The organism is Geodermatophilus sp. DSM 45219 (assembly GCF_900104025.1).
Taxonomy (GTDB): Bacteria; Actinomycetota; Actinomycetes; order Mycobacteriales; family Geodermatophilaceae; genus Geodermatophilus.
This window is the reverse complement of sequence record NZ_FNIQ01000009.1, coordinates 50,506-70,444: the sequence shown is the minus strand read 5'-3', so window position 1 is coordinate 70,444 and position 19,939 is coordinate 50,506. Positions and strand designations below refer to the sequence as shown.

The following is a 19,939-nucleotide window of genomic DNA, read 5'->3' as shown; positions in this document are numbered from 1 at the left end:
ACCGCGATCGTGGAGTAGCTCACGCGTCGGCCTCCTCGGCCGGGTAGCCGGCGTCCCACCCCGTCACCCTGCGCACCGCCTCCAGCGCCAGCACCGAGCACAGCGGCACGACGAGGAAGAACAGCACCTCCTCCACCGGGATCCCCCCGGGCAGCCGGACGCCGAGGGTGAGCTCGTCGGAGTAGTCCCAGTGGCCCTGCGCGATCGCGTACAGCACCCAGACGACGAAGACGGTGAACTCCGGCGCCACCGCGGCCAGCAGCCGCCGCCAGCGGGCGTACACCCGCACCCGCAGCAGCAGCTCCAGCGGCGCGGTGACCACCAGGCAGCCGACCAGCAGCGCCAGGTACGTCAGGGAGCCCACGAGCGGATCAGAACGCCAGCGCCTGGGCGCGGCGGGTGACCTCGGTGTGCCGGTCGCCGCGGAGCGCCTCGACGGGGGTGCCGGGCAGCGTCTCGTCGGCGCGGAACAGCCAGTCGAACACCTCCTCGTCGGTGTACCCGCCGTCCTTGAGCACGGTGATCAGCCCGGGCAGGTGCTTGAGGACGGCGCCCTCCTGGAGGAAGTCGGCCGGGATCCTGCTGTTGCCGCTGCCGGGGACGGCCATGAGCCGGTGCTCGCGCAGCAGCTGGCGGACCCGGTTCGGCGAGACCCCCAGTACACCGGCGACCTCAGCGGGGGTGAGCGTCTCCATGACGTCCGAGCCTATGACGCCGTTCTCCCGCCCGGCCGCCGGATACGATGGCGCGGGGCCGTGACTGGCGCTGCTGAGGTGGACCACCACCGGGGAGCGGCCCGCACCACCCCGCCGGGCGCCTGGGCACCCACCCGTCGTCCCCTCGCGCTGGAGCCCGCCATGACCGACGTCACCCCCGCCTTCGACGCCGCCGCCGCGTCGGCCGCCTACCGCAGCGCCCTGCAGGTCATCGGGGCCGTCGAGCCCCGCGTCGCCGACGCCATCGGCGCCGAGCTCGCCGACCAGCGGGCCTCGCTGAAGCTGATCGCCAGCGAGAACTACGCCAGCCCCGCGGTGCTGCTGACCATGGGCAACTGGTTCTCCGACAAGTACGCCGAGGGCACCGTCGGGCACCGCTTCTACGCCGGCTGCCAGAACGTCGACACCGTGGAGGCGCTGGCCGCCGAGCACGCCCGCGAGCTGTTCGGCGCCCCGTACGCCTACGTGCAGCCGCACTCGGGCATCGACGCCAACCTGGTCGCCTTCTGGGCGGTGCTGGCCTCCCGGGTGGAGTCCCCCGCGCTGGAGAAGGCCGGCGTGCGGCACGTCAACGAGCTGACCGCCGACGACTGGTCGGCGCTGCGCCGCCAGCTCGGCGACCAGCGGATGCTCGGCATGTCCCTGGACGCCGGCGGCCACCTCACCCACGGCTTCCGCCCGAACATCAGCGGCAAGATGTTCGAGCAGTCCTCCTACGGCACGGACCCCGCGACGGGGCTGCTGGACTACGACGCCGTCCGCGCCCGGGCCCGGGAGTTCCGGCCGCTCATCCTCATGGCCGGCTACTCCGCCTACCCGCGCCGCGTCGACTTCGCCCGGATGCGCGAGATCGCCGACGAGGTGGGCGCCACCCTGGTCGTCGACATGGCGCACTTCGCCGGCCTGGTGGCCGGCAAGGTGCTCACCGGCGACTTCGACCCGGTGCCGCACGCGCACGTCGTCACCACCACCACGCACAAGTCGCTGCGCGGCCCGCGCGGCGGCATGGTGCTGGCCCAGCCGGAGTACGCCGAGGCCGTCGACCGCGGCTGCCCGATGGTGCTGGGCGGTCCGCTGCCGCACGTCATGGCCGCCAAGGCCGTGGCCCTGGCCGAGGCCCGCCAGCCGGCCTTCGCCGGGTACGCCCAGCGGGTCGTCGACAACGCCGTCGCGCTGGGCGAGGGCCTCACCCGCCGTGGCGCGCGGCTGGTCACCGGCGGCACCGACAACCACCTGGTGCTCGTCGACGTCTCCGGTTTCGGCCTCACCGGCCGGCAGGCGGAGTCCGCGCTGCTGGACGCCGGGGTCGTCACCAACCGCAACGCCGTCCCGGCCGACCCGAACGGCGCCTGGTACACCTCCGGCATCCGGCTGGGCACCCCGGCGCTGACCACCCGCGGCTTCGGGGCGGACGAGTTCGACCGCACCGCCGAGCTGATCGTCGACGTCCTGTCGGACACCCGGCCGACCGCCACCCGCGACGGGTCGCCGTCCAAGGCGAAGTACGTCACGGCCGAGGGGCTGGCCGACCGGACCCGCGCCGCGGCCGCCGAGCTGCTGGACCGCCACCCGCTGTACCCGGGCCTCGAGCTCTCCTGAGCCGCCTCCTCCACCGACGAGATCGGCGGTCTCGTGGCGATCAGCCGCTGACGGCCGCGAGACCGCCGATCTCGCGGAGGGCCTGCAGCGCCGGGGGCCGGTGTGACGGGTGAACTCGTCACACCGGCCGGCGCTCCGCGTGTACGCCCGGCGCATCGCGGATCTCTTCCTAGACTCGGGCCCGTGGACACCGCCGTGACCGACCCCGTGGTCGGCCTCGTCCTCGAGGGGCGATACCTGCTCGAGGAGCGCCTGGCCCGCGGCGGGATGTCCACCGTCTACGCCGCCACCGACCTGCGGCTGCACCGCACGGTCGCGGTGAAGGTCATGGCCGAGCACCTCGCCCACGACCCGACGTTCGTCGACCGGTTCACCCGCGAGGCACGCGCCGCGGCGATGCTCAGCCACCCCAACGTCGTGTCGGTGAGCGACCAGGGCAGCGACCAGGGCCTGGTGTTCCTGGTCATGGAGCTGGTCCGCGGCCGCACGCTGCGCGACCTGCTGCAGGCCCGCGGCCGGCTCACCGTCGGCGAGGCCTTCGCCGTGCTGGAGCCGGTGCTCGCCGGGCTGACCGCGGCCCACCGCGCCGGCATCGTGCACCGCGACATCAAGCCCGAGAACGTGCTCATCGGCGCCGACGGCGTGGTCAAGGTCGCCGACTTCGGGCTGGCCCGCGCGCTCACCGGCACCGGGCAGACCAGCCACACCGGCGGGGTCCTCATCGGCACCGTCGCCTACCTCTCGCCCGAGCAGCTCGAGCGCGGGAGGGCCGACGCCCGCAGCGACGTCTACGCCGCCGGGGTCGTGCTCTACGAGATGCTCACCGGCCACCCGCCGTACGGCGGCGACACCCCGCTGGCCGTGGCCTACCAGCACGTGCACCACGACATGCCGGTTCCCTCCGACGAGGTGCCGGGCCTGCCGTGGGAGGTCGACGACCTGGTCGCCCGGACCACCCGGCGCGACCCCACCGTCCGGCCGCTGGACGCCGGCGCCTTCCTCGCCGACCTCGAGGACGTCCGCACCGACCTGGGCATCGAGCGGGTGCCGGTGCCCACCGGGCGCAGCACCGCCGGCCCCGGCACGCTGCGGCCGACCAACCGGCCCAGCCGGCCCCGCCACCCCAGCGAGCCCGGCGACCCGGGAACCGAGGTGCTCGGCCCGGGCGGCACCCGCCCCGGCCGCGGGGCGCGCACCTCGATGCTGCCCGGCACCGGCCCCGGCCCGGCCCCCGACACCGGCGGACGGCGCCCCGCGCCCGTGCCCGCACGGCTGCGGCCCGGCGTCCCGCCGCACATCCGCCGGCGCCGCGCCCGGCTGGCGCTCGCCCTCGTGCTGCTCACCGCGATCACCATCGGCGCGGTCGGCTGGTGGCTGGGCTCGGGCCGGTGGACGGCGGTGCCGCAGCTGGCCGGCTCGGAGCAGGCCGCGGCCATCGACCTGCTGCAGGAGGCCGGGCTCGACCCCGACTGCTGCGAGGAGCAGTGGAGCGAGGACGTGCCCGAGGGCGTGGTCATCGCGGCGGACCCCGCGGGCGGCGAGGTGATCCGCGGCACCGACGTCCGGCTGGTCGTGTCCAAGGGGCCCGAGCGGTTCGAGGTCGAGCCCGAGCTGGTCGGCCAGCCTCTGGACGCCGTGCGCGCCGAGCTGGACGACGTCCCGGTGGTCCTCACCGAGGTGCAGGACTACGACAACGACGTCCCGGTCGGGCACGTCACCGGCTTCGACCCCGACCCCGGCACCGAGCTCAAGCGGGAGCAGGAGCTGACCGTCTACGTCAGCCGCGGGCACGAGCCGGTCGCCGTCCCGGCCGTGGTCGGGCTCTCGCCCGAGGAGGCGACGGCGAACCTGGAGGCGCTGGGCTTCACCGTGGAGCGCACCGAGGGCCGCAGCGCCGACGTCGACCCCGGCGAGGTCATGGCGGTCACCCCGGGGGCCGGCGAGCAGGCGCCCTACGACAGCACGGTGACGCTGCAGGTGTCGGCCGGGCTGCCGCAGGTGCAGGTGCCCGACGTCGTGGGTCGCAGCCAGGCGGAGGCCAGCACCGTGCTCCAGCAGGCGGGCCTGCAGGTGCAGGTGAGCCAGTTCTTCGGGGACAAGGTCTTCCGGCAGAGCCCGGCCGCGGGCGAGACGGTCGAGATCGGCACACCGGTGACCATCCTGGTCACGTTCGGGCAGGACTGAGGACACGCTGCACACTCCGCGAGGGGTGCCGCCGATCGGCGCCCACATCCAGGTCAAGGGTGGGCTGGCCACCGGCGGGCTGGCCTACACCGACGCCGTCGGTGCCCGGGCCGTGCAGGTGTTCGTGGGCAACCCGCGCGGCTGGCGGCTCACCGACGGCGACCCGGAGCAGGACGCCCGGTTCGTCGAGGGCTGCGCCGAGCGCGGGGTGCCGTCGTTCGTCCACACCCCGTTCCTGGTCAACGTCGGCTCCCCCACCGAGGCGACGGTCGAGCGGTCGATCGCCTCGATCGCCCACAACCTGCGGCGCGGGGCCAAGCTCGGCTGCCGGGGCGTCGTCGTGCACGCCGGCTCGGCGGTCGGTGAGGACAGGTACGAGGACGCGCTGCGCCAGCTGCACGAGCGGCTGCTGCCGGTGCTCGACGCCGCGCCGGACGACGGCCCGCGGCTGCTCGTCGAACCGACCGCCGGCGGCGGGAGGTCGCTGGCCGCCACCGTCGAGGACCTCGGCCCCTACTTCGCCGCGCTCGAGCACCACCCGCTGCTCGGCGTCTGCTTCGACACCTGCCACGCCTGGGCGGCCGGCCACGCGCTGACCGTGCCCGGCGGGACGGCCGCGACCCTCGACACGCTCGAGGCCACCGTCGGCCCCGGCCGGCTGGGCCTGGTGCACGCCAACGACTCCCTCGACGAGTGCGGCTCCAAGCGCGACCGGCACACCACCATCGGGCAGGGCTCGATCGGGGTCGCCCCGTTCGCCGAGCTGCTCACCCACCGGTCGATGGCCGGCGTCCCGGTCGTCGTGGAGACGCCCAGCGCCGACGACGGGCACGCGAGGGACATCGCGCTGCTGTGCTCGCTGCGCGACGGCACCGCCGGGATCGACGCCTCCGCCGCCTGAGCGACACGCGGACCTGACCGCAAGCATCCGCGCGGTCACTTGCGGTGATCTCCGCCACCACGTTGGCTGCAGGTCACCGCGGTCGCCCGTCCGCGGCCGACCATCCCGAGGAGCCGTCCGTTGCCCACTCGTCGCACCCTGGCCGCCGGCGTCGTCGCCGCCCTGGCCACCGCCGGCCTCGGCGCCACCGCCGCACCCGCGGCCGCCGCACCGCCCGACGGTCCGCGCGCCACCTACGTCGTCACCGTCGACCGCTCGACGCTCCCCGCCCAGGCGGCCGACCGGGCCCGCGGGCTCGGCGGGCGGGTCGACCACGTCTACACGGCGGCGCTGACCGGCTTCGCCGTGACGCTGCCCGAGGCCGCCGCGACCCGGCTGTCGGCCATCCCCGGCGTCGTCGCCGTCGAGCGCGACCAGGTGTTCGGCATCGACGCGAGCCAGTCCGGTGCGACCTGGGGGCTGGACCGCACCGACCAGCGCGACCTGCCGCTGGACAGCACCTACGGCTACACCGCGACGGGCCAGGGGGTCACCGCCTACGTCGTCGACACTGGCATCGCCGCCGGCCACGCGGAGTTCACCGGACGCCTGGGCACCGGCTACGACGCGGTGGACGGCGGCGCCCCGGACGACTGCAACGGCCACGGCACGCACGTCGCGGGCACCGTCGGCGGGACGACGTACGGCGTGGCCAAGTCCGTGCGGCTGGTCGGCGTCCGCGTGCTCGGCTGCGACGGCAGCGGCACCACCTCGGGCGTCGTCGCCGGCATCGACTGGGTGACGGCGGACCACGCGGCCGGCGCCCCCGCGGTGGCCAACATGAGCCTCGGCGGCGGGGCCAGCACCGCGATCGACACCGCGGTCCGCAACTCCATCGCCGACGGAGTCACCTACGCGGTGGCGGCGGGCAACGGCAACTCCGCAGGCGTGGCCCAGGACGCCTGCGCCTCCTCCCCCGCGCGGGTGCCCGCCGCGCTCACCGTCGGGGCCACCGACCGGACCGACCGGGCGGCGTCGTTCAGCAACCACGGCTCCTGCGTCGACCTGTTCGCCCCCGGGGTGGGCATCACCAGCGCCTGGCACACGGGGACCACGGCGACGAGCACGATCAGCGGCACGTCGATGGCCACCCCGCACGTCGCGGGTGCCGCCGCGCTGTACCTGTCGGTCGACCGGGCCGCGACGCCCGCCGCGGTCGCCACGCAGGTGAACAGCACGGCCACTGCCGACCACGTGACCCTCACGCGCACGGCCTCCCGGGCCGGCACACCCAACCGGCTGCTGTTCAGCGCCTACTGATCGACGAGGCGACGGTGTGCGCGGATGCGCGGTCTCCCCGCCAGGAGCTGCGCGTCAGCGCACACCGTCGCCGCGCAGCATCCGCAGACGTCCGGCGTGCACCGCTCGGATGTCCCGCCGGCAGGCCTCGGGCGAGCCGGTCATCCGGCTGTAGCCGAACCGCAGGGTCTGCCAGCCGACCGTCGCGACCAGTGCGTCACGCCGGATGTCGGACTCCCGCTGGGCCCGCGACCCGTGCCAGGCGGCACCGTCCATCTCCACGGCCAGCATCGACTCCTCGCACGCGGCATCCAGCACGAAGGTCTCCGCGCCGACGGTCACCGGACGCTGCTGGACGAACGCGGGCATGCCCGGGGCCCGCAGCACGTGCAGGCACCCCCAGATCTCCAGCTCGCTCCGGCAGCCGTCGGCCAGCAGATCGACCAGCTCCCCCAGATCCGCCCGACCGGGCAGCCGGGTGTTCCGCGCGAGTTCGTGGCGCAGCTGGCGGGGCGAGCACAGCCGGCGACGAACAGCCGTGATGGCCGCGGCCCTGACCTGCGCCCGCGGGAGGAGTGCCGGCCGCCCCCAGGTGTCGACCACCGCACGCTCCACGGCGCTCACCGCCAGCCCCTCGACCCGGCGCCGGTCCGCCCACGCTCCGGGCGCCCGGTGCACCACCACCCCGGGCGAGCCCCGTCCGCTCCGGCCGGACTCGGCGGTGATGTGGACCGGCCCGGGCACGGGGTCGGCCAGCTCCCACAGGGCCAGGGCGGTCGTGTGACTGGCGACGGCCTCGCGCCCGTGCAGCGCCGCCGCCACCCGGACCCGCCAGTTGCCCGCGGCGTCCGGCAGGGCGAGGACGCCGGGCGCGAGACGGACCAGCCGGCCCGTGGCCACCCAGGTGCGGACGGTGCTCCGGCTGACCTCCTCGAGCAGCTCGGATGCGGGGATCCACCCGCGCTCGTCGACGAGTCGTCGGGGGTTCCGCGCCACGCCCGCAGTCGCGACGGGGACGGACCCTGCGGCCGGGGTCCGCGGGAACTGTGGACAGCTGCCGACGCTGTGCGCGGATGCGCACGTCGGCGGTCAGGAGCTGCGCGTCAGCGCACACCGTCGGCTCACCGGCCGACCCGCCGCCGGCGGCTCAGCGGTCGAGCAGCCCGGCGAGGACGGCGGCGGCGCGGTCGATGCCGGCGCGGTCGACGTCCAGGTGGGTGACCAGCCGCAGCCGCGAGGCACCGACCTGACCGACCAGCACGCCCTGCGCCTTCGCCGCCTCGGCGACCAGCGGCGCGTTCACCCCGTCGACGACCACGATGTTGGTCTCCACCGCCGCCGGGTCCAGGCCCAGCCGGCCGGCCAGCGCCTGCGCGTGCTCGTGGTCCTCGGCCAGCCGGTCGTAGTGGTGGTCGAGGGCGTACAGCCCGGCCGCGGCGAGCACGCCGACCTGGCGCATCCCGCCGCCGAGCCGCTTGCGCCACAGCCGGGCCGCGGCGATGCGCTCGGCCGAGGCCACCAGCACCGAGCCGACCGGGGCGCCGAGGCCCTTGGACAGGCAGACCGACGCGGTGTCGGCGAGCCGGCCGTAGGTGGCGAGGTCCTTGCCGGTGGCGACCGCGGCGTTCCAGATGCGGGCGCCGTCGAGGTGGACCGCGACGCCGGCCGTGCGCGACCAGTCCCACAGCCGCTGCAGCTCGTCCAGCGGCTGGACGAGCCCGCCGCCCCGGTTGTGGGTGTTCTCCACCGCCACCGCCGCCGTCGGGACGACGTGCCAATCGCCGCGGGGGCGCACCTGCGCCACGAACCGGTCGGCGGACAGCCGCCCACCCGGCGACTCCACCGTCCGGCTGGACAGCCCGAACAGCGCCGCGGCCGCGCCCAGCTCGTAGGTGAACACGTGCGCGTCGGCGTCCGCGAGCACCTCCTCGCCCGGCTCGCAGACCAGCCGCATGCCAATCTGGTTGCCCATGGACCCCGTCGGCACGAACAAGGCGTCCTCGTGGCCCAGCAGCGCGGCGACCCGCTCCTCGAGCGCCCGGACCGTCGGGTCCTCGCGGTAGACGTCGTCGCCCACCTCGGCCTCGGCCATGGCGCGGCGCATCCCCGCGGTCGGCCGGGTCACGGTGTCCGAGCGCAGGTCGACCGCGCCGTCGAGCGCGGCCGCGGGCCGGTCGGTGTCGATGCCGTACACCCGCTCAGCCCCGCAACATCTCGGCGACGAGGAAGGCCAGCTCCAGCGACTGCCCGGTGTTCAGGCGCGGGTCGCAGGCGGTCTCGTAGCGGCTGTTGAGGTCCTCGTCGCTGATCTCCATCGCCCCGCCGAGGCACTCGGTGACGTCCTCACCGGTGAGCTCGACGTGGATGCCGCCGGGCCAGGTGCCCAAGCCCCGGTGGACGTCGAAGAAACCGAGCACCTCGTCGACGACCCGGTCGAAGTGCCGGGTCTTGTAGCCGGTGGAGGACTCGTGGGTGTTGCCGTGCATCGGGTCGCACTGCCACACGACCTGGTGGCCGCTGGCGGTGACCTTCTCCACGATCGCCGGCAGCACGTCGCGGATCTTCCCGTTGCCCATCCGGCTGATCAGCGTCAACCGTCCGGGCACGCCCTCGGGGTCGAGCCGCTCGACCAGCTCGGTGGCCTGCTCGGGCGTCGTCGTCGGGCCGATCTTGACGCCGATCGGGTTGGCGATCCGCGACATGAACTCCACGTGCGCGCCGTCGAGCTGGCGGGTGCGCTCGCCGATCCACACGAAGTGCGCCGAGGCGGCGTAGGGCCGGCCCTCGTGCACCCGCGTCAGCGCCCGCTCGTAGTCGAGGATCAGCGCCTCGTGGCTGTTGTACAGCTCGACCCCGCGCAGCGCGGTGTCGTCGACGCCGCAGGCCTTCATGAACGCCAGCGCCCGGTCGATCTCCCGGGCGATCACCTCGTAGCGCACGCCGGCCGGGGAGCTCGCGACGAAGTCCTTGTTCCAGTCGTGCACCGCGTGCAGGTCGGCGAGCCCCCCGCGGGCGTAGGCCCGGATCATGTTCATCGCGGCCGCGGAGTTGGCGTACGCGCGCACCAGCCGGTGGGGGTCGGGGATGCGCTTCTCGAGCACCGGCTCCAGGTCGTTGACCATGTCGCCGCGGTAGGAGGGCAGGCCCAGGGCGTCGGTGTTCGACGAGCGCGGCTTGGCGTACTGCCCGGCGACCCGGCCCACCTTCACCACCGGCACGCTGGCGCCGTAGGTCAGGACGACGGCCATCTGCAGCAGCGTGCGCGTGGTGCTCTGCAGGTGCGCGTCGGTGTTGAGATCGAAGGTCTCCGCGCAGTCGCCGCCCTGGAGCAGGAACGCGCGGCCCTGGGCCACCTCGGCCAGCCGCGTGCGCAGCTCGTCGACCTCGGTGGGCGCCACGATCGGCGGCACCGAGGAGAGGGTGGACAGGACGGCGTCCAGCGCGGCGCGGTCGGGCCACTCCGGTTGCTGGGCGGCGGGCAGCTCCCGCCACCGGTCCAGCTCGGGGACCAGCGCGGCGGGGTCGGAGAGCGTCACGCCTCCAGAGGGTACCGGCGGCCCGGTCGCCGCCCTCTGGAACGGCCCCCCTGCAGGGTCCCGCCGCGAGCGTGCGAGGGGCGGGGGGCAGGGGGGTCCTTGTTCAACCGAAGAAGACCTCCACCTCCGCGTAGCGCTCGACGGGCACCAGCTTCAGCTGCGCGGTGGCCTCGGCCAGCGGCACCCGCACGATGTCGGTGCCGCGCAGCGCCACCATGACGCCGCTGTCGCCCTCGTGCACCGCGTCGAGCGCGGCCAGCCCGAAGCGGGTGGCCAGCACCCGGTCGAACGGCGAGGGCGTGCCGCCGCGCTGGATGTGCCCGAGGACGACGGCCCGCGCTTCCCGGCCGGTGCGCTGCTCGATCAGCGAGGCGAGTGCGGTGCCGATGCCGCCGAGCCGGACGTGGCCGAACGCGTCGAGTTCCCCCGTGGCCGTCACCAGGTCGCCGTCCCTGGGCTTGGCGCCCTCGGACACCACCACGATCGGCGAGTACCCGGAGTCGAACCGGCGCTGGCAGTGCGCGACGACGGCGTCGACGTCGAAGGGCTGCTCGGGGATGAGCACGACGGTGGCGCCGCCGGCCATCCCGGCGTGCAGCGCGATCCACCCGGCGTGCCGGCCCATCACCTCGACGACGAGCGTGCGGTGGTGGCTGTCCCCTGTGGTGTGCAGCCGGTCGATCGCCTCGGTGGCCACGCCGAGGGCGGTGTCGAAGCCGAAGGTGTAGTCGGTGGCGTCGAGGTCGTTGTCGATGGTCTTCGGGACGCCGACCACCCGCACACCGGCCTCGGCGAGCTTCGTGGCCACCCCGAGGGTGTCCTCCCCCCCGATCGGGATCAGCGCGTCCACACCGAGCCGCTCGAGGGTGGCCAGCACCCGGTCGGCGCCGCCCTCGAGCGCGTAGGGGTTGGTCCGCGAGGTGCCGAGCACCGTGCCGCCGCGGGGCAGGATGCCGCGGACGGCGGCCAGGTCCATGAGCACGGTGTCGGCCTCGAGCACGCCGCGCCAGCCGTCCCGGAAGCCGACCACCTCGTCGCCGGACCGGACGCTCTTGCGGACGATCGCGCGGATCACCGCGTTCAGGCCCGGGCAGTCGCCGCCGCCGGTCAGGATGCCGATGCGCATGGTGTTCGTCCTCGGGAAGGTGTGGGCGCTGCCGGTGGTTGGCGGGTGTCATGGTGACGCAGGTCAGGGCCGGAATCGTATGCCGCGGGTGATCGCCGTCACAGGGGCGACCGGCGCGCTCGGCCGTCGTGTCGTGGACCGGCTCGCCGGGCGGGACGACGTCCGGCTGCGGCTGGTGGTCCGGGACGCCGCCCGCGCGCCGCGGGTGCCGGGTGCCGAGGTGACGGAGAACCCGGGCGGCTACGCCGACGGTCCCGGCCTGACCGCGGCCCTCGCCGGGGCGGACACCGTCTACCTGGTGTCCGCGGCGGAGGCCCCCGACCGGTTGCAGCAGCACCTCACCGCCGTCGCCGCGGCCGCCGACGCCGGCGTCGGGCGGGTCGTCTACACCTCGTTCCTGGGCGCCGCGCCGGACGCGGTCTTCACCCTGGCCCGCCAGCACGCCGCCACCGAGGAGGCGCTGGCCGCCACCGGCCTGCGGACGACGGTGCTGCGGCACGCGATGTACGCCGACCTCGTCCCGTTCTTCGCCGACCCCGAGGACGGGCGGTCGGTGATCGCGGCGCCGGCCGGCGACGGGCGGGCGTCGTTCGTCTCCCGCGACGACCTCGCCGACGTGGCCGCCGCCGTGCTGCTCGACGGCTCCCCCGCGCTCGACGGGGCCACGCTGGACGTGACCGGCCCGGAGGCGCTCACCCTGGACGACGCCGCCGCCGTGCTCGCCGAGGTCACCGGCCGGCCCGCGGTCTACCGGCGCCAGACGACCGAGGAGGCGTGGGCCACCCGGCGCCCGTCCGGGCACCCCGACTGGGAGATCGAGGGCTGGGTGAGCAGCTACCGGGCGATCGCCGCAGGCCAGCTGGGCCGCGTCACCGACGTCGTCCCCCGGCTGACCGGGCACCCCGCGCGGACGGTCGCCGAGCACCTGCGCGCGCACCCGGAGGACTGGGCACACCTGCGCTCCTGAGGCACGTGACCTGCGGGAACGTGAACCGTGGGGTCCGTAACCCGCGTTGCGACGTTCCGGTTCACAACCGGCCGCAACCTGCCGATGTGCCACCTGGCGGTCGACCCCGAGCCGCCAGGAGGAACGGGAGCAGAGCCTTGCGCTGGGACATCAGGACCAAGGTGGTGGCGCTCGCGACGGCATGCGTCGCGGCCACCGGCATCACGGTCGGCGGGATGAGCGCCTGGCAGAGCGGCGCGTTCGCCGACGACGCCAGGACCGACGTCGAGGAGCTCGTCGCCGCCGACCTCACCCGGACCGCCGCCGGCGTGTACGACGTGGTGGCGACCCAGGGCGCCTCGACCGCGGCCAAGGTGGACGCCGACCTCGCGGTCGCCCAGCACCTGCTGGCCCGGTCCGGCGGCTTCCAGGTCGACCGGGGCACCGTGACCTGGGAGGCCAAGAACCAGCTCAGCGGCGAGGTGACACCGGTGGAGCTGCCCCGCGTGTCGATCGGCGAGGCCCCGCTCGGGCAGAACACCGACCCGGCCGTGCCCACGCCGTTCGTCGACGAGGTGCAGGCCCTGGTCGGCGGCACCGCGACGGTCTTCCAGCGCACCGGCCCGGCCGGCGACATGCTGCGCGTGGCCACCAACGTCGTGGGGGCGACGGGCTCGCGGGCGATCGGCACCTACATCCCGGCGACCAAGCCCGACGGCGCGCCCAACCCGGTGCTGGCCGCCGTCCTCGCCGGCGAGACCTACCGCGGCAACGCCCTGGTCGTCGACTCCTGGTACGTCTCGGCCTACGCGCCGCTGTTCGACGGCGCCGGCCAGGTGATCGGCATGGTCTACGTCGGCCAGAAGCAGCAGAACCTGCCGGCCCTGCGGGAGAGCCTCGAGGGGACCACCGTCGGCGAGCACGGCCGGGTCGAGGTCTTCGGCGGTACCGGTGACCTGCGCGGCACGGTGCTGGTCAGCCAGGGCGGCGTCCGCGACGGGGAGTCGGTGCTCGATGCGACCGACGCCGAGGGCACCCGCTGGGTCGAGCAGGCCGTCGACGCCGCCGTCGAGCTGCAGCCGGGCGAGCAGGCCACCGTCCGCTACGTCGACGCCGAGACCGGGCCGCACACCGTGCGCCTCACCTACCACCAGCCGTGGAACTGGGTGATCGCGACCATCGCCCGCGACAGCGACTTCGCCGGACCGGTGCAGCACCTCGCCGCCGGCCGCTCGGCGATGCTCAGCGGTGTCGTCGTCGCCGTCCTGCTGGTCGCCGCCGCCGGTGGCCTGCTGGCCTGGCTGGTCGGCCGCCGGCTGACCGCGCCGCTGGAGCGGCTGCGGGCGCGGATGGCCGAGATCGCCGACGGCGAGGGCGACCTGACCCAGCGCATGGACGAGTCCGGCCGCGACGAGGTGGGCGACCTGTCCCGGGCGTTCAACCGGTTCGTCGAGAAGGTCTCGGGCACCGTCCGGGACATCGGCGAGTGCGCCCGCACGCTGGCCGGCTCGGCCCGCACCGTGTCCACGGTGGCCGACGGCCTCGGCGACCGGGCGGCGCGCAGCCGCGACCAGGCACGTTCCGCCCAGGAGGCCGCCGGCGAGATCAGCGCGGGGGTCACCTCCGCGGCGGCCGGCGCCGAGCAGATGGGCGCCTCCATCGCCGAGATCGCCCGCAGTGCCAGCGAGGCCGCGAAGGTCGGCCGCAGCGCCGCGGACCTGGCCCGGCGGACCGAGGGCACGGTGGCCACCCTGGGGGCGAGCTCGGCGGAGATCGGGGACGTCGTCAGGGTGATCGCGGCCGTGGCCGAGCAGACCAACCTGCTGGCCCTCAACGCGACCATCGAGGCCGCGCGGGCCGGTGAGGCGGGCAAGGGCTTCGCCGTCGTGGCCAACGAGGTCAAGGAGCTGGCGCAGGAGGCCTCCCGCGCCAGCGAGGACATCGCCCAGCGGGTCCAGGGCATCCAGGCCGACACGACCGCGGCGGTGGGCTCCATCGGCCGGATCGCCGAGGTGGTCCGCGACATGAACGACCACCAGACGACGATCGCCAGCGCGGTGGAGGAGCAGACCGCGGTCACCGCCGAGCTCACCCGCAGCGTGGGCGCGGCGGCCGACGGCGCCACCGCGTTCACCGGCACGCTGGCCGCGGTCAGCGAGGACGCCGACCGCAGCGCCGAGGACGTGGAGACCGCCCGCACCGCGGCCCGCGAGCTCGACCGGCTCTCGCACGAGCTCACCCGCCTGCTGGGGGCCTTCACCGTCTGAGGACCGCCCTTCCTCGACGCCTCGCGGGACCCGTCGACGGCCCCGCCCACGCACGTGGGCGGGGCCGTCGGCGTCTCAGGGACGGGAGGCCTCCATCGCGTGCCAGCGGGCGAGGTTGTAGCGGGCGTCGACCAGGGCGTCGTGCGTGCCGCTGGGCCGGGGCGGCAGCGGGGGCTGCCCGAGGTCGTCCCAGCGCTGGCGCAGCTCCCGGGTGAACCGCGGGATCGGCCGCGGCAGCGCCGGCATGGCGCCCCACAGCTGGCACAGCGCCACGTGGTCGTAGGCGGCGTACCAGGCCCACAGCTCGACCTCCTCGCCCGGGCCGGTGAGGAAGGCGAGCAGGTCGTCGCGGATCCGCTGCCGGCTGCGCCAGGCGCGGTCTGCGGGCGGCGGCAGCTGGTCGAGCACGTTGCGCCGCACCCACGGGATGGCCCGGCGCTCGTCGAACTCGGTGCTCACCGCGTAGAACTCCCGGCCGGTCTCGTCCACGACGCCGATGGAGACGAGGTCGATGGTGGTGCCGTCCTCGATGAACTCGGTGTCGTAGAAGAAGCGCCGCACGCCGCCCACCGTAAGTGGCCCCTCTGCAGGGTCCCGCCGCAGCGTGCGAGCGGTGGCGGGCAGGGAGGGTCCTGCCTCAGCCGGCGAGGGACTCCGGGGCGCGGTCGCCGGCCTCGTCGACCGGCGGCTGCAGCGTGCTGAGGACCTCCGCCGCGCTGGCCCCGGTCGCGTCCATCGACTTCTTCACCCGGGCGCCGTAGACGTCGACGTACTCCTGCCCGGACAGGGTCATGATCTCGTACATGATCTCGTCGGTGACAGAGCGCTCGACGAAGCGGTCGCCGGCCAGGCCCTCGTAGCGGGAGAAGTCCAGCGGCTCGCCGAAGCGGACGGTCACCGCCGGCACGTTCCAGCCCAGGAGCGGCAGCCGGCGCGGCCGGTAGACCATCGCGAGAGGGACGACCGGCACCCCCGTCTCCAGCGTCATCCGGGCCACCCCGGTCTTGCCGCGGAAGAGCCGGCCGTCGGGCGACCGGGTGCCCTCGGGGTAGATGCCGAGCAGCCGTCCCTGGCGCAGGAGGCGCAGCCCGGTGCGGATCGCGTCCTCGGCCGCCGAGGCGCTGGACCGGTCGATCGGCACCTGCCCGGCGCCGGAGAAGAAGGCACGCTGGAGAAAGCCCTTCACGCCCCTGCCCGTGAAGTACTCGGCCTTGGCGAGGAACGTCACCCGCCGGCGCAGCGCCATCGGCATGAAGATCCAGTCGGCCGCCGACAGGTGGTTGCTCGCGAGGACGGCGGCCCCGCGAGGCGGCACGTTCTCCACGCCCTCCACATGTGGCCGGAACACCAGCTTCACGACCGGGCCGATCGCCACGAACTTGAGGAACCAGTAGAACAACACGCCTCCCTCTGGGGCTGCCAGACTAGGGAGCCCGGAGGTGGGAGGACAATGCCACCCCCTGCCGCCCCGTCCCACCCGGCTCCCTCGCCGGTCGCCGAGGAGGACCCGTGCCCCACCCCGTCCCTGTGACCGGCGTCGCACCGTCGGTCCTGCCCCGCTGGGGCCTGTCGTGAACCCCCGCGGGCGCGGCCGCCGGGACAACGGCCTGGACGCCGCCCTCTGGACGCCGCTGCGCGACGTCGACCCGCGGGTCGGCGAGCACCTGCTCGACGTGCTCCGCGAGGCCGGGGTGGCCGCCTACCTGGAGCCGTCCGCCGACGTCGAGCCCTACACCCGCTCGGTCTCGCTGCCCAGCCCGCCGTCGGACCGGCTGTTCGTCGACCGTGCCCGCTCCGCCGAGGCCCGCGCGCTGGTCGAGGAGCACGCCGACGACCACGTCGCCGAGCGCACCCGCGCCCGGCAGTCCGCGCGGCGGGACGTCGACGAGGACGCCGAGTGGCACCGCATCGTGGCCGCCTTCGAGGCCGAGCACGGGCGCACCGTCGTCGACGAGGACCCCGCCGACGCACCTCCGCCGTCCCCGGCCGAGCCGTCGGTGCTCGACCGCCCGGAGGAGCACTACGAGCCCCCGCCCGCGCCGCCGGTGCCCGCCCCGGCGCCGGCCTCGCTGTACGCGGTGCTGCTGATCGCCGCCGGCGCGGTGCTCGTCGTGGCCCCGCGGGTGGTCGGCCTGTCCGCCGACCTCGGGCTGGTGCTCGGCGTGGCCGCCGTCGCCGGCGGGGTCGGGGTGCTGCTGTCGCGGATGCGCGAGCGCACCACCGATGACGGGGACGACGGCGCGGTCGTGTGACCGCAGTACGAGGTGTCGTGCCGAGTGGGCCCCGGAGGGGTCCGCGCAGGCGCGACGGATCGGCTCAACGCGACAGGGGGACGGCACCTGGTCGCGGTGTCGTCCGGTGGGACGACGGTGTCACCTGCCTTCCGCGACGGCGCGGCGGACCAGGTCCGCGGCACCGACCAGACCGGCCTGCGCGCCCAGCCGGGCGGCCACCACGCGCGGCCCGGGGCGGAAGCCGCGCCCCGGCAGGGCCCGCTCCAGCCGCTCGCGCGCCGGGCCGAGCACCATCTCGCCCAGCACGCTGACCCCGCCGCCGATCACCACGACCTCCGGGTCCAGGACGGCGGACAGGTCGGCGATCCCCTGGCCCAGCCACGCGCCCACCTCGGCCAGCAGCTCCAGCGCCAGCGGGTCGCCCTCGGCCGCGGCGGTCGCGACGTGCTCGCCGGTGAGCCGGTCGGCGTCGCCGTCCACCCGCTCGAGCAGCAGCGCCGCGGCGGCCGGCGAGTTGCGGGCAACCTCGCGCGCGGTCTGGCCGAGCGCGGTGCCGCTGGCGTACTGCTCCCAGCAGCCGCGGTTGCCGCAGGCGCACAGCCGCCCGTCGGGGACCACCCGCATGTGGCCCCACTCCCCCGCGACGCCGTGCGAGCCGCGCTGCAGCCGGCCGTCCATGACGATGCCGCCGCCGATGCCGGTGCCCAGGGTGATCATCAGCGCGAGGTCGGCTCCGCGGGCCGCGCCGTAGCGGTACTCCGCCCAGGCGGCGGCGTCGGCGTCGTTGCCCACCCACATCGGCCGCTGCAGCCGGACGGCGAGGTCCTTGCGCAACGTCGAGTGCCGCCAGGCCAGGTGCGGGCTGAACAGCACGGTGTCGCCGGTGCGGTCGAACCAGCCGGCCGCCCCCACGCCGACGCCGACCAGCGGGCCGTCGTGCCCGCGGGCGAGCACCTCGACCACCGTGGCGATGGCGTCCTCGGTCTCGGTCACCGAGGAGCCGGGGGTGGCCCGCCGCGCGGTCGCGAGCACGGTCCCGTCCGGGGCGACGACACCGCCGGCCACCTTCGTGCCACCGATGTCGATGCCCAGCGCGGGCAGCTCGGCGACGTCGGTCGCGGCGGGGTGGGGAGTGGGCTGCACGGCCACTCAGGCGATCTCGATGCGCTGGACCGGCGGAGCCGGCGGCTCCTCCTCGGCCGCGGCCTCGGGGGCCGGTGCGGGCGGCGGCTCGGCGAGGCCGCGCAGCGCCGCGGCGGCGGCGGTGAGGACGTCGGCCAGCGCGTCGGTGACCTCGGGGCGCTCGCCGCGCAGCACCGACGCGGCCTGGCACACCGGGCACCAGCGGCAGTCCGCCGGGTGAGCGCCGGGGGCCCCCCCGGCCGCGGCACCGTCCCGCACCGCCGAGCCGAGGGTCTGCCCCAGCCCGGTCACCAGCCGGCGGGCCTGCTCCAGCCAGTCCGGTCCCTCGGTCATCACGTGCTCCCCTCGGCGGCCAGCAGGGCGGCCGGCCACTGCTGGGGATCAGGTGTGAAGGCGACCTCCAGCCGCGCCCGGGCGGTCCCGGCGTCGGCGAGCGCGCCGCCGGTGACCACGCACCGGCGCAGCAGGGAGTCCAGCCGCAGCGAGCGGCGGGTCCCGGCCACGGTGACGACCAGGTCGTCCTGCCAGCGGGTGAGCTCCAGGTCCCCGCGCTCGGCGAAGGGCAGCGGCAGCACCATGCGCCGCGCGCCGTCCCCGCGGTCGACCGTCGGGGTCGGCGCGGCCACCGGCGGGTCGTCGTCCCCGGGCGGCATCAGGCCGGCCAGCGCCGCGGCCCCCGCGGGCTCCTGCGCGGCCTCCGCCACCCGGTGGACCGGGGCCAGCTCGGCCAGCGTGGCGAGCGCGGCGTCCTGCTCGGCGGCGCGCGCCGCCCACCACTCCCCCGTCCCGCCGTCGGGCAGCACCCGCGCGAGGACGGCGGCCGGCTGCTGGCCGTGCAGGGCGAGCGCGGTCACCGCCGTCCGGAGCGCGGGCACGGCGCCGGCGCGCGGCACCGCCACCAGCCGCACCTCGGTGACCGCCGGGTCGGCCAGCGGCAGCCGGCCGAGCGCGGCCTCCAGCGGCGGCAGGGCGTCGAGCACGGTGTCGACCGGCCCGCGCGCGGCCGCACCGGACCGCACGGCGGCGGTGCGGACGGCGCCCAGCACCCGCAGCCGGGTCGGCAGCGCCTGGTCCAGCCACCAGCGCAGCGCGCCGGGCAGGGCGACCAGCGCGGTGCCGGACTCCAGCGGGCCGGCGTCGACGACCACGGTGTCGGCCTCGTCGTCGGCGGCCGCGCGGGCCAGCCGGGCGAGCAGCGCCAGCTCGGCGGTGCCCGGCAGCGGCACCACCGACGTCGGCGGGGGCGGCGTCAGGCCGGGGACGGCGGCGAGCGCGTCGCCCGCCGAGGACCACAGCGCCTCGACCGCGGCCAGCGGCGGCACCGCGGCGACCGCCAGCCCGGGCACGCCGTCCAGCCCCGCCGGGCGCCGTCCCGGGCGGAGCAGCAGCAGCGTGCGGGCGCCGTCGGCGGCGGTCCGGACCGCGGTCGCGGCCGCGAGGGTCGTGGTACCGGCCCCACCGGGCCCGGTGAGGAGGATCGTGCGCACCTGCCGCCTAGCCCTCGACCCTCTTCTTGAGCTCCTTGAGCGCGGTGTCGAGGATGACCTTCTCCGCCTTGCGCTTGATCATCCCGAGCATCGGGATGCTGAGGTCGATGGCGATGGCGTAGGTGACCTCGGTGCTGCCCGGCGGGGTCTCGGTGAGGGTGTAGGAGCCCTCCTGCCGCTTCTGCATCTGGCCCTGCACGAGGTGCCAGGAGACCCGGCGGTCACCCTCCCAGACGTACTCGAGGACGTAGTCGTCCTTGACCGCGCCGGCGTCGAGGACGAAGTGGACGCGGCGGGCCCGGCCGTCCGGCCCGGTCTCCAGCACCTCGACCTGCTTGGCCGCCGCCACCCACTGCGGGTAGGCCGGGAAGTCGGCGATGACGGCCATGACGTCGGCCGGCGGTGCGGCCACCGTGATCGACTGGGTGGACTGGTCGGCCATGCCGAGCAGGCTAGCCGCTCGGCCCCACACGGGCGGGTGGCGACGCCGACCGTCCCTACTCATGGGTAGGGAGCAGCGGT

General features: G+C 75.7%; 19 protein-coding genes. 7 read left to right on the top strand and 12 right to left on the bottom strand.

The genetic code is table 11. The annotated features are described in order from the left end of the window. Positions 1-19 precede the first annotated feature (19 nt). Entirely contained in the window at positions 20-364 is a 345-nt protein-coding gene (locus tag BLR12_RS22865; RefSeq protein WP_091382813.1) for a lycopene cyclase domain-containing protein, read from the bottom strand. Between the two features lie 7 nt (positions 365-371). Continuing rightward, positions 372-695 carry an Rv2175c family DNA-binding protein gene (locus tag BLR12_RS22860; RefSeq protein WP_091382811.1) on the bottom strand — a complete coding sequence of 108 codons (324 nt, stop codon included), beginning with the start codon at positions 693-695 and terminating at the stop codon, positions 372-374. A gap of 162 nt (positions 696-857) precedes the next feature. On the opposite strand from BLR12_RS22860, the gene BLR12_RS22855 reads away from it, so the two are divergent. The 4 genes from BLR12_RS22855 to BLR12_RS22840 all read left to right on the top strand — a co-directional run bounded on the left by BLR12_RS22855 (position 858) and on the right by BLR12_RS22840 (position 6,699). Then, positions 858-2,315, top strand: coding sequence for a glycine hydroxymethyltransferase (locus BLR12_RS22855; RefSeq protein ID WP_091382809.1), 1,458 nt, complete (start codon positions 858-860; stop codon positions 2,313-2,315). Between the two features lie 183 nt (positions 2,316-2,498). Continuing rightward, the gene (pknB, locus tag BLR12_RS22850) at positions 2,499-4,499 is read left to right on the top strand and encodes a Stk1 family PASTA domain-containing Ser/Thr kinase (protein WP_176832651.1); all 2,001 of its coding nucleotides are present in this window, start codon (positions 2,499-2,501) and stop codon (positions 4,497-4,499) included. Positions 4,500-4,524: 25 nt separating this feature from the next. Continuing rightward, positions 4,525-5,400: a deoxyribonuclease IV gene (locus BLR12_RS22845; RefSeq protein WP_091382807.1), complete on the top strand. Its 876-nt coding sequence runs from the start codon at positions 4,525-4,527 to the stop codon at positions 5,398-5,400. 120 nt (positions 5,401-5,520) lie between these two features. Further along, positions 5,521-6,699: a S8 family peptidase gene (locus BLR12_RS22840; RefSeq protein ID WP_218120792.1), complete on the top strand. Its 1,179-nt coding sequence runs from the start codon at positions 5,521-5,523 to the stop codon at positions 6,697-6,699. 54 nt (positions 6,700-6,753) lie between these two features. Here the strand turns inward: BLR12_RS22840 and BLR12_RS22835 are convergent, their stop codons facing one another. From BLR12_RS22835 to BLR12_RS22820, 4 genes are all read right to left on the bottom strand, one after another. Continuing rightward, positions 6,754-7,674: a DUF559 domain-containing protein gene (locus tag BLR12_RS22835; protein WP_091382803.1), complete on the bottom strand. Its 921-nt coding sequence runs from the start codon at positions 7,672-7,674 to the stop codon at positions 6,754-6,756. Positions 7,675-7,825: 151 nt separating this feature from the next. Continuing rightward, entirely contained in the window at positions 7,826-8,872 is a 1,047-nt protein-coding gene (locus tag BLR12_RS22830; protein WP_091382801.1) for a threonine aldolase family protein, read from the bottom strand. Positions 8,873-8,876: 4 nt separating this feature from the next. Further along, positions 8,877-10,214, bottom strand: coding sequence for a class II 3-deoxy-7-phosphoheptulonate synthase (locus BLR12_RS22825; RefSeq protein ID WP_091382799.1), 1,338 nt, complete (start codon positions 10,212-10,214; stop codon positions 8,877-8,879). Between the two features lie 103 nt (positions 10,215-10,317). Then, positions 10,318-11,340 (bottom strand): 6-phosphofructokinase, encoded by a 1,023-nt coding sequence (locus tag BLR12_RS22820; protein ID WP_091382797.1) that lies wholly within the window; start codon positions 11,338-11,340, stop codon positions 10,318-10,320. Positions 11,341-11,419: 79 nt separating this feature from the next. Between BLR12_RS22820 and BLR12_RS22815 the strand changes: the two genes are divergently transcribed. Both BLR12_RS22815 and BLR12_RS22810 read left to right on the top strand, forming a co-directional pair. Continuing rightward, complete coding sequence (locus tag BLR12_RS22815) at positions 11,420-12,307, top strand: NAD(P)H-binding protein (protein ID WP_091382795.1); 888 nt, start codon at positions 11,420-11,422, stop codon at positions 12,305-12,307. A 215-nt stretch (positions 12,308-12,522) separates the two neighbouring features. Further along, entirely contained in the window at positions 12,523-14,553 is a 2,031-nt protein-coding gene (locus tag BLR12_RS22810) for a methyl-accepting chemotaxis protein (RefSeq protein ID WP_255363718.1), read from the top strand. 75 nt (positions 14,554-14,628) lie between these two features. Here the strand turns inward: BLR12_RS22810 and BLR12_RS22805 are convergent, their stop codons facing one another. Then, positions 14,629-15,114: a polyadenylate-specific 3'-exoribonuclease AS gene (locus tag BLR12_RS22805; protein ID WP_091382951.1), complete on the bottom strand. Its 486-nt coding sequence runs from the start codon at positions 15,112-15,114 to the stop codon at positions 14,629-14,631. 76 nt (positions 15,115-15,190) lie between these two features. Then, on the bottom strand, positions 15,191-15,955 hold the full coding sequence (locus BLR12_RS22800) for a lysophospholipid acyltransferase family protein (RefSeq protein ID WP_255363717.1): 765 nt from the start codon (positions 15,953-15,955) through the stop codon (positions 15,191-15,193). A 169-nt stretch (positions 15,956-16,124) separates the two neighbouring features. Here BLR12_RS22800 and BLR12_RS22795 point away from each other — a divergent pair, with 169 nt between their 5' ends. Next, complete coding sequence (locus BLR12_RS22795) at positions 16,125-16,805, top strand: hypothetical protein (protein ID WP_255363716.1); 681 nt, start codon at positions 16,125-16,127, stop codon at positions 16,803-16,805. A gap of 120 nt (positions 16,806-16,925) precedes the next feature. Here BLR12_RS22795 and BLR12_RS22790 read toward each other — a convergent pair whose 3' ends face one another. The 4 genes from BLR12_RS22790 to BLR12_RS22775 are packed head-to-tail and all read right to left on the bottom strand — an operon-like array spanning position 16,926 to position 19,859. Continuing rightward, positions 16,926-17,930 (bottom strand): ROK family glucokinase, encoded by a 1,005-nt coding sequence (locus tag BLR12_RS22790; RefSeq protein ID WP_091382947.1) that lies wholly within the window; start codon positions 17,928-17,930, stop codon positions 16,926-16,928. A gap of 6 nt (positions 17,931-17,936) precedes the next feature. After that, the gene (locus BLR12_RS22785) at positions 17,937-18,263 is read right to left on the bottom strand and encodes a hypothetical protein (RefSeq protein WP_091382791.1); all 327 of its coding nucleotides are present in this window, start codon (positions 18,261-18,263) and stop codon (positions 17,937-17,939) included. Continuing rightward, positions 18,263-19,417, bottom strand: a complete 1,155-nt coding sequence (locus BLR12_RS22780) for an ArsA family ATPase (RefSeq protein WP_091382789.1) — start codon at positions 19,415-19,417, stop codon at positions 18,263-18,265. Before BLR12_RS22780 ends, BLR12_RS22785 begins: the two co-directional genes overlap by 1 nt. Before the next feature lie 7 nt (positions 19,418-19,424). Next, positions 19,425-19,859, bottom strand: coding sequence for an SRPBCC family protein (locus tag BLR12_RS22775; RefSeq protein WP_091382787.1), 435 nt, complete (start codon positions 19,857-19,859; stop codon positions 19,425-19,427). Positions 19,860-19,939 lie beyond the last annotated feature (80 nt).

What these genes read in the sequence shown, in the direction of transcription:
- BLR12_RS22775 (WP_091382787.1), bottom strand. Translation starts at nt 19,859, where the DNA reads ATGGCCGACCAGTCCACCCAGTCGATCACGGTGGCCGCACCGCCGGCC.
- BLR12_RS22810 (WP_255363718.1), top strand. Translation starts at nt 12,523, where the DNA reads ATGAGCGCCTGGCAGAGCGGCGCGTTCGCCGACGACGCCAGGACCGAC.
- BLR12_RS22820 (WP_091382797.1), bottom strand. Translation starts at nt 11,340, where the DNA reads ATGCGCATCGGCATCCTGACCGGCGGCGGCGACTGCCCGGGCCTGAAC.
- BLR12_RS22860 (WP_091382811.1), bottom strand. Translation starts at nt 695, where the DNA reads ATGGAGACGCTCACCCCCGCTGAGGTCGCCGGTGTACTGGGGGTCTCG.
- BLR12_RS22855 (WP_091382809.1), top strand. Translation starts at nt 858, where the DNA reads ATGACCGACGTCACCCCCGCCTTCGACGCCGCCGCCGCGTCGGCCGCC.
- BLR12_RS22815 (WP_091382795.1), top strand. Translation starts at nt 11,420, where the DNA reads ATGCCGCGGGTGATCGCCGTCACAGGGGCGACCGGCGCGCTCGGCCGT.
- BLR12_RS22785 (WP_091382791.1), bottom strand. Translation starts at nt 18,263, where the DNA reads ATGACCGAGGGACCGGACTGGCTGGAGCAGGCCCGCCGGCTGGTGACC.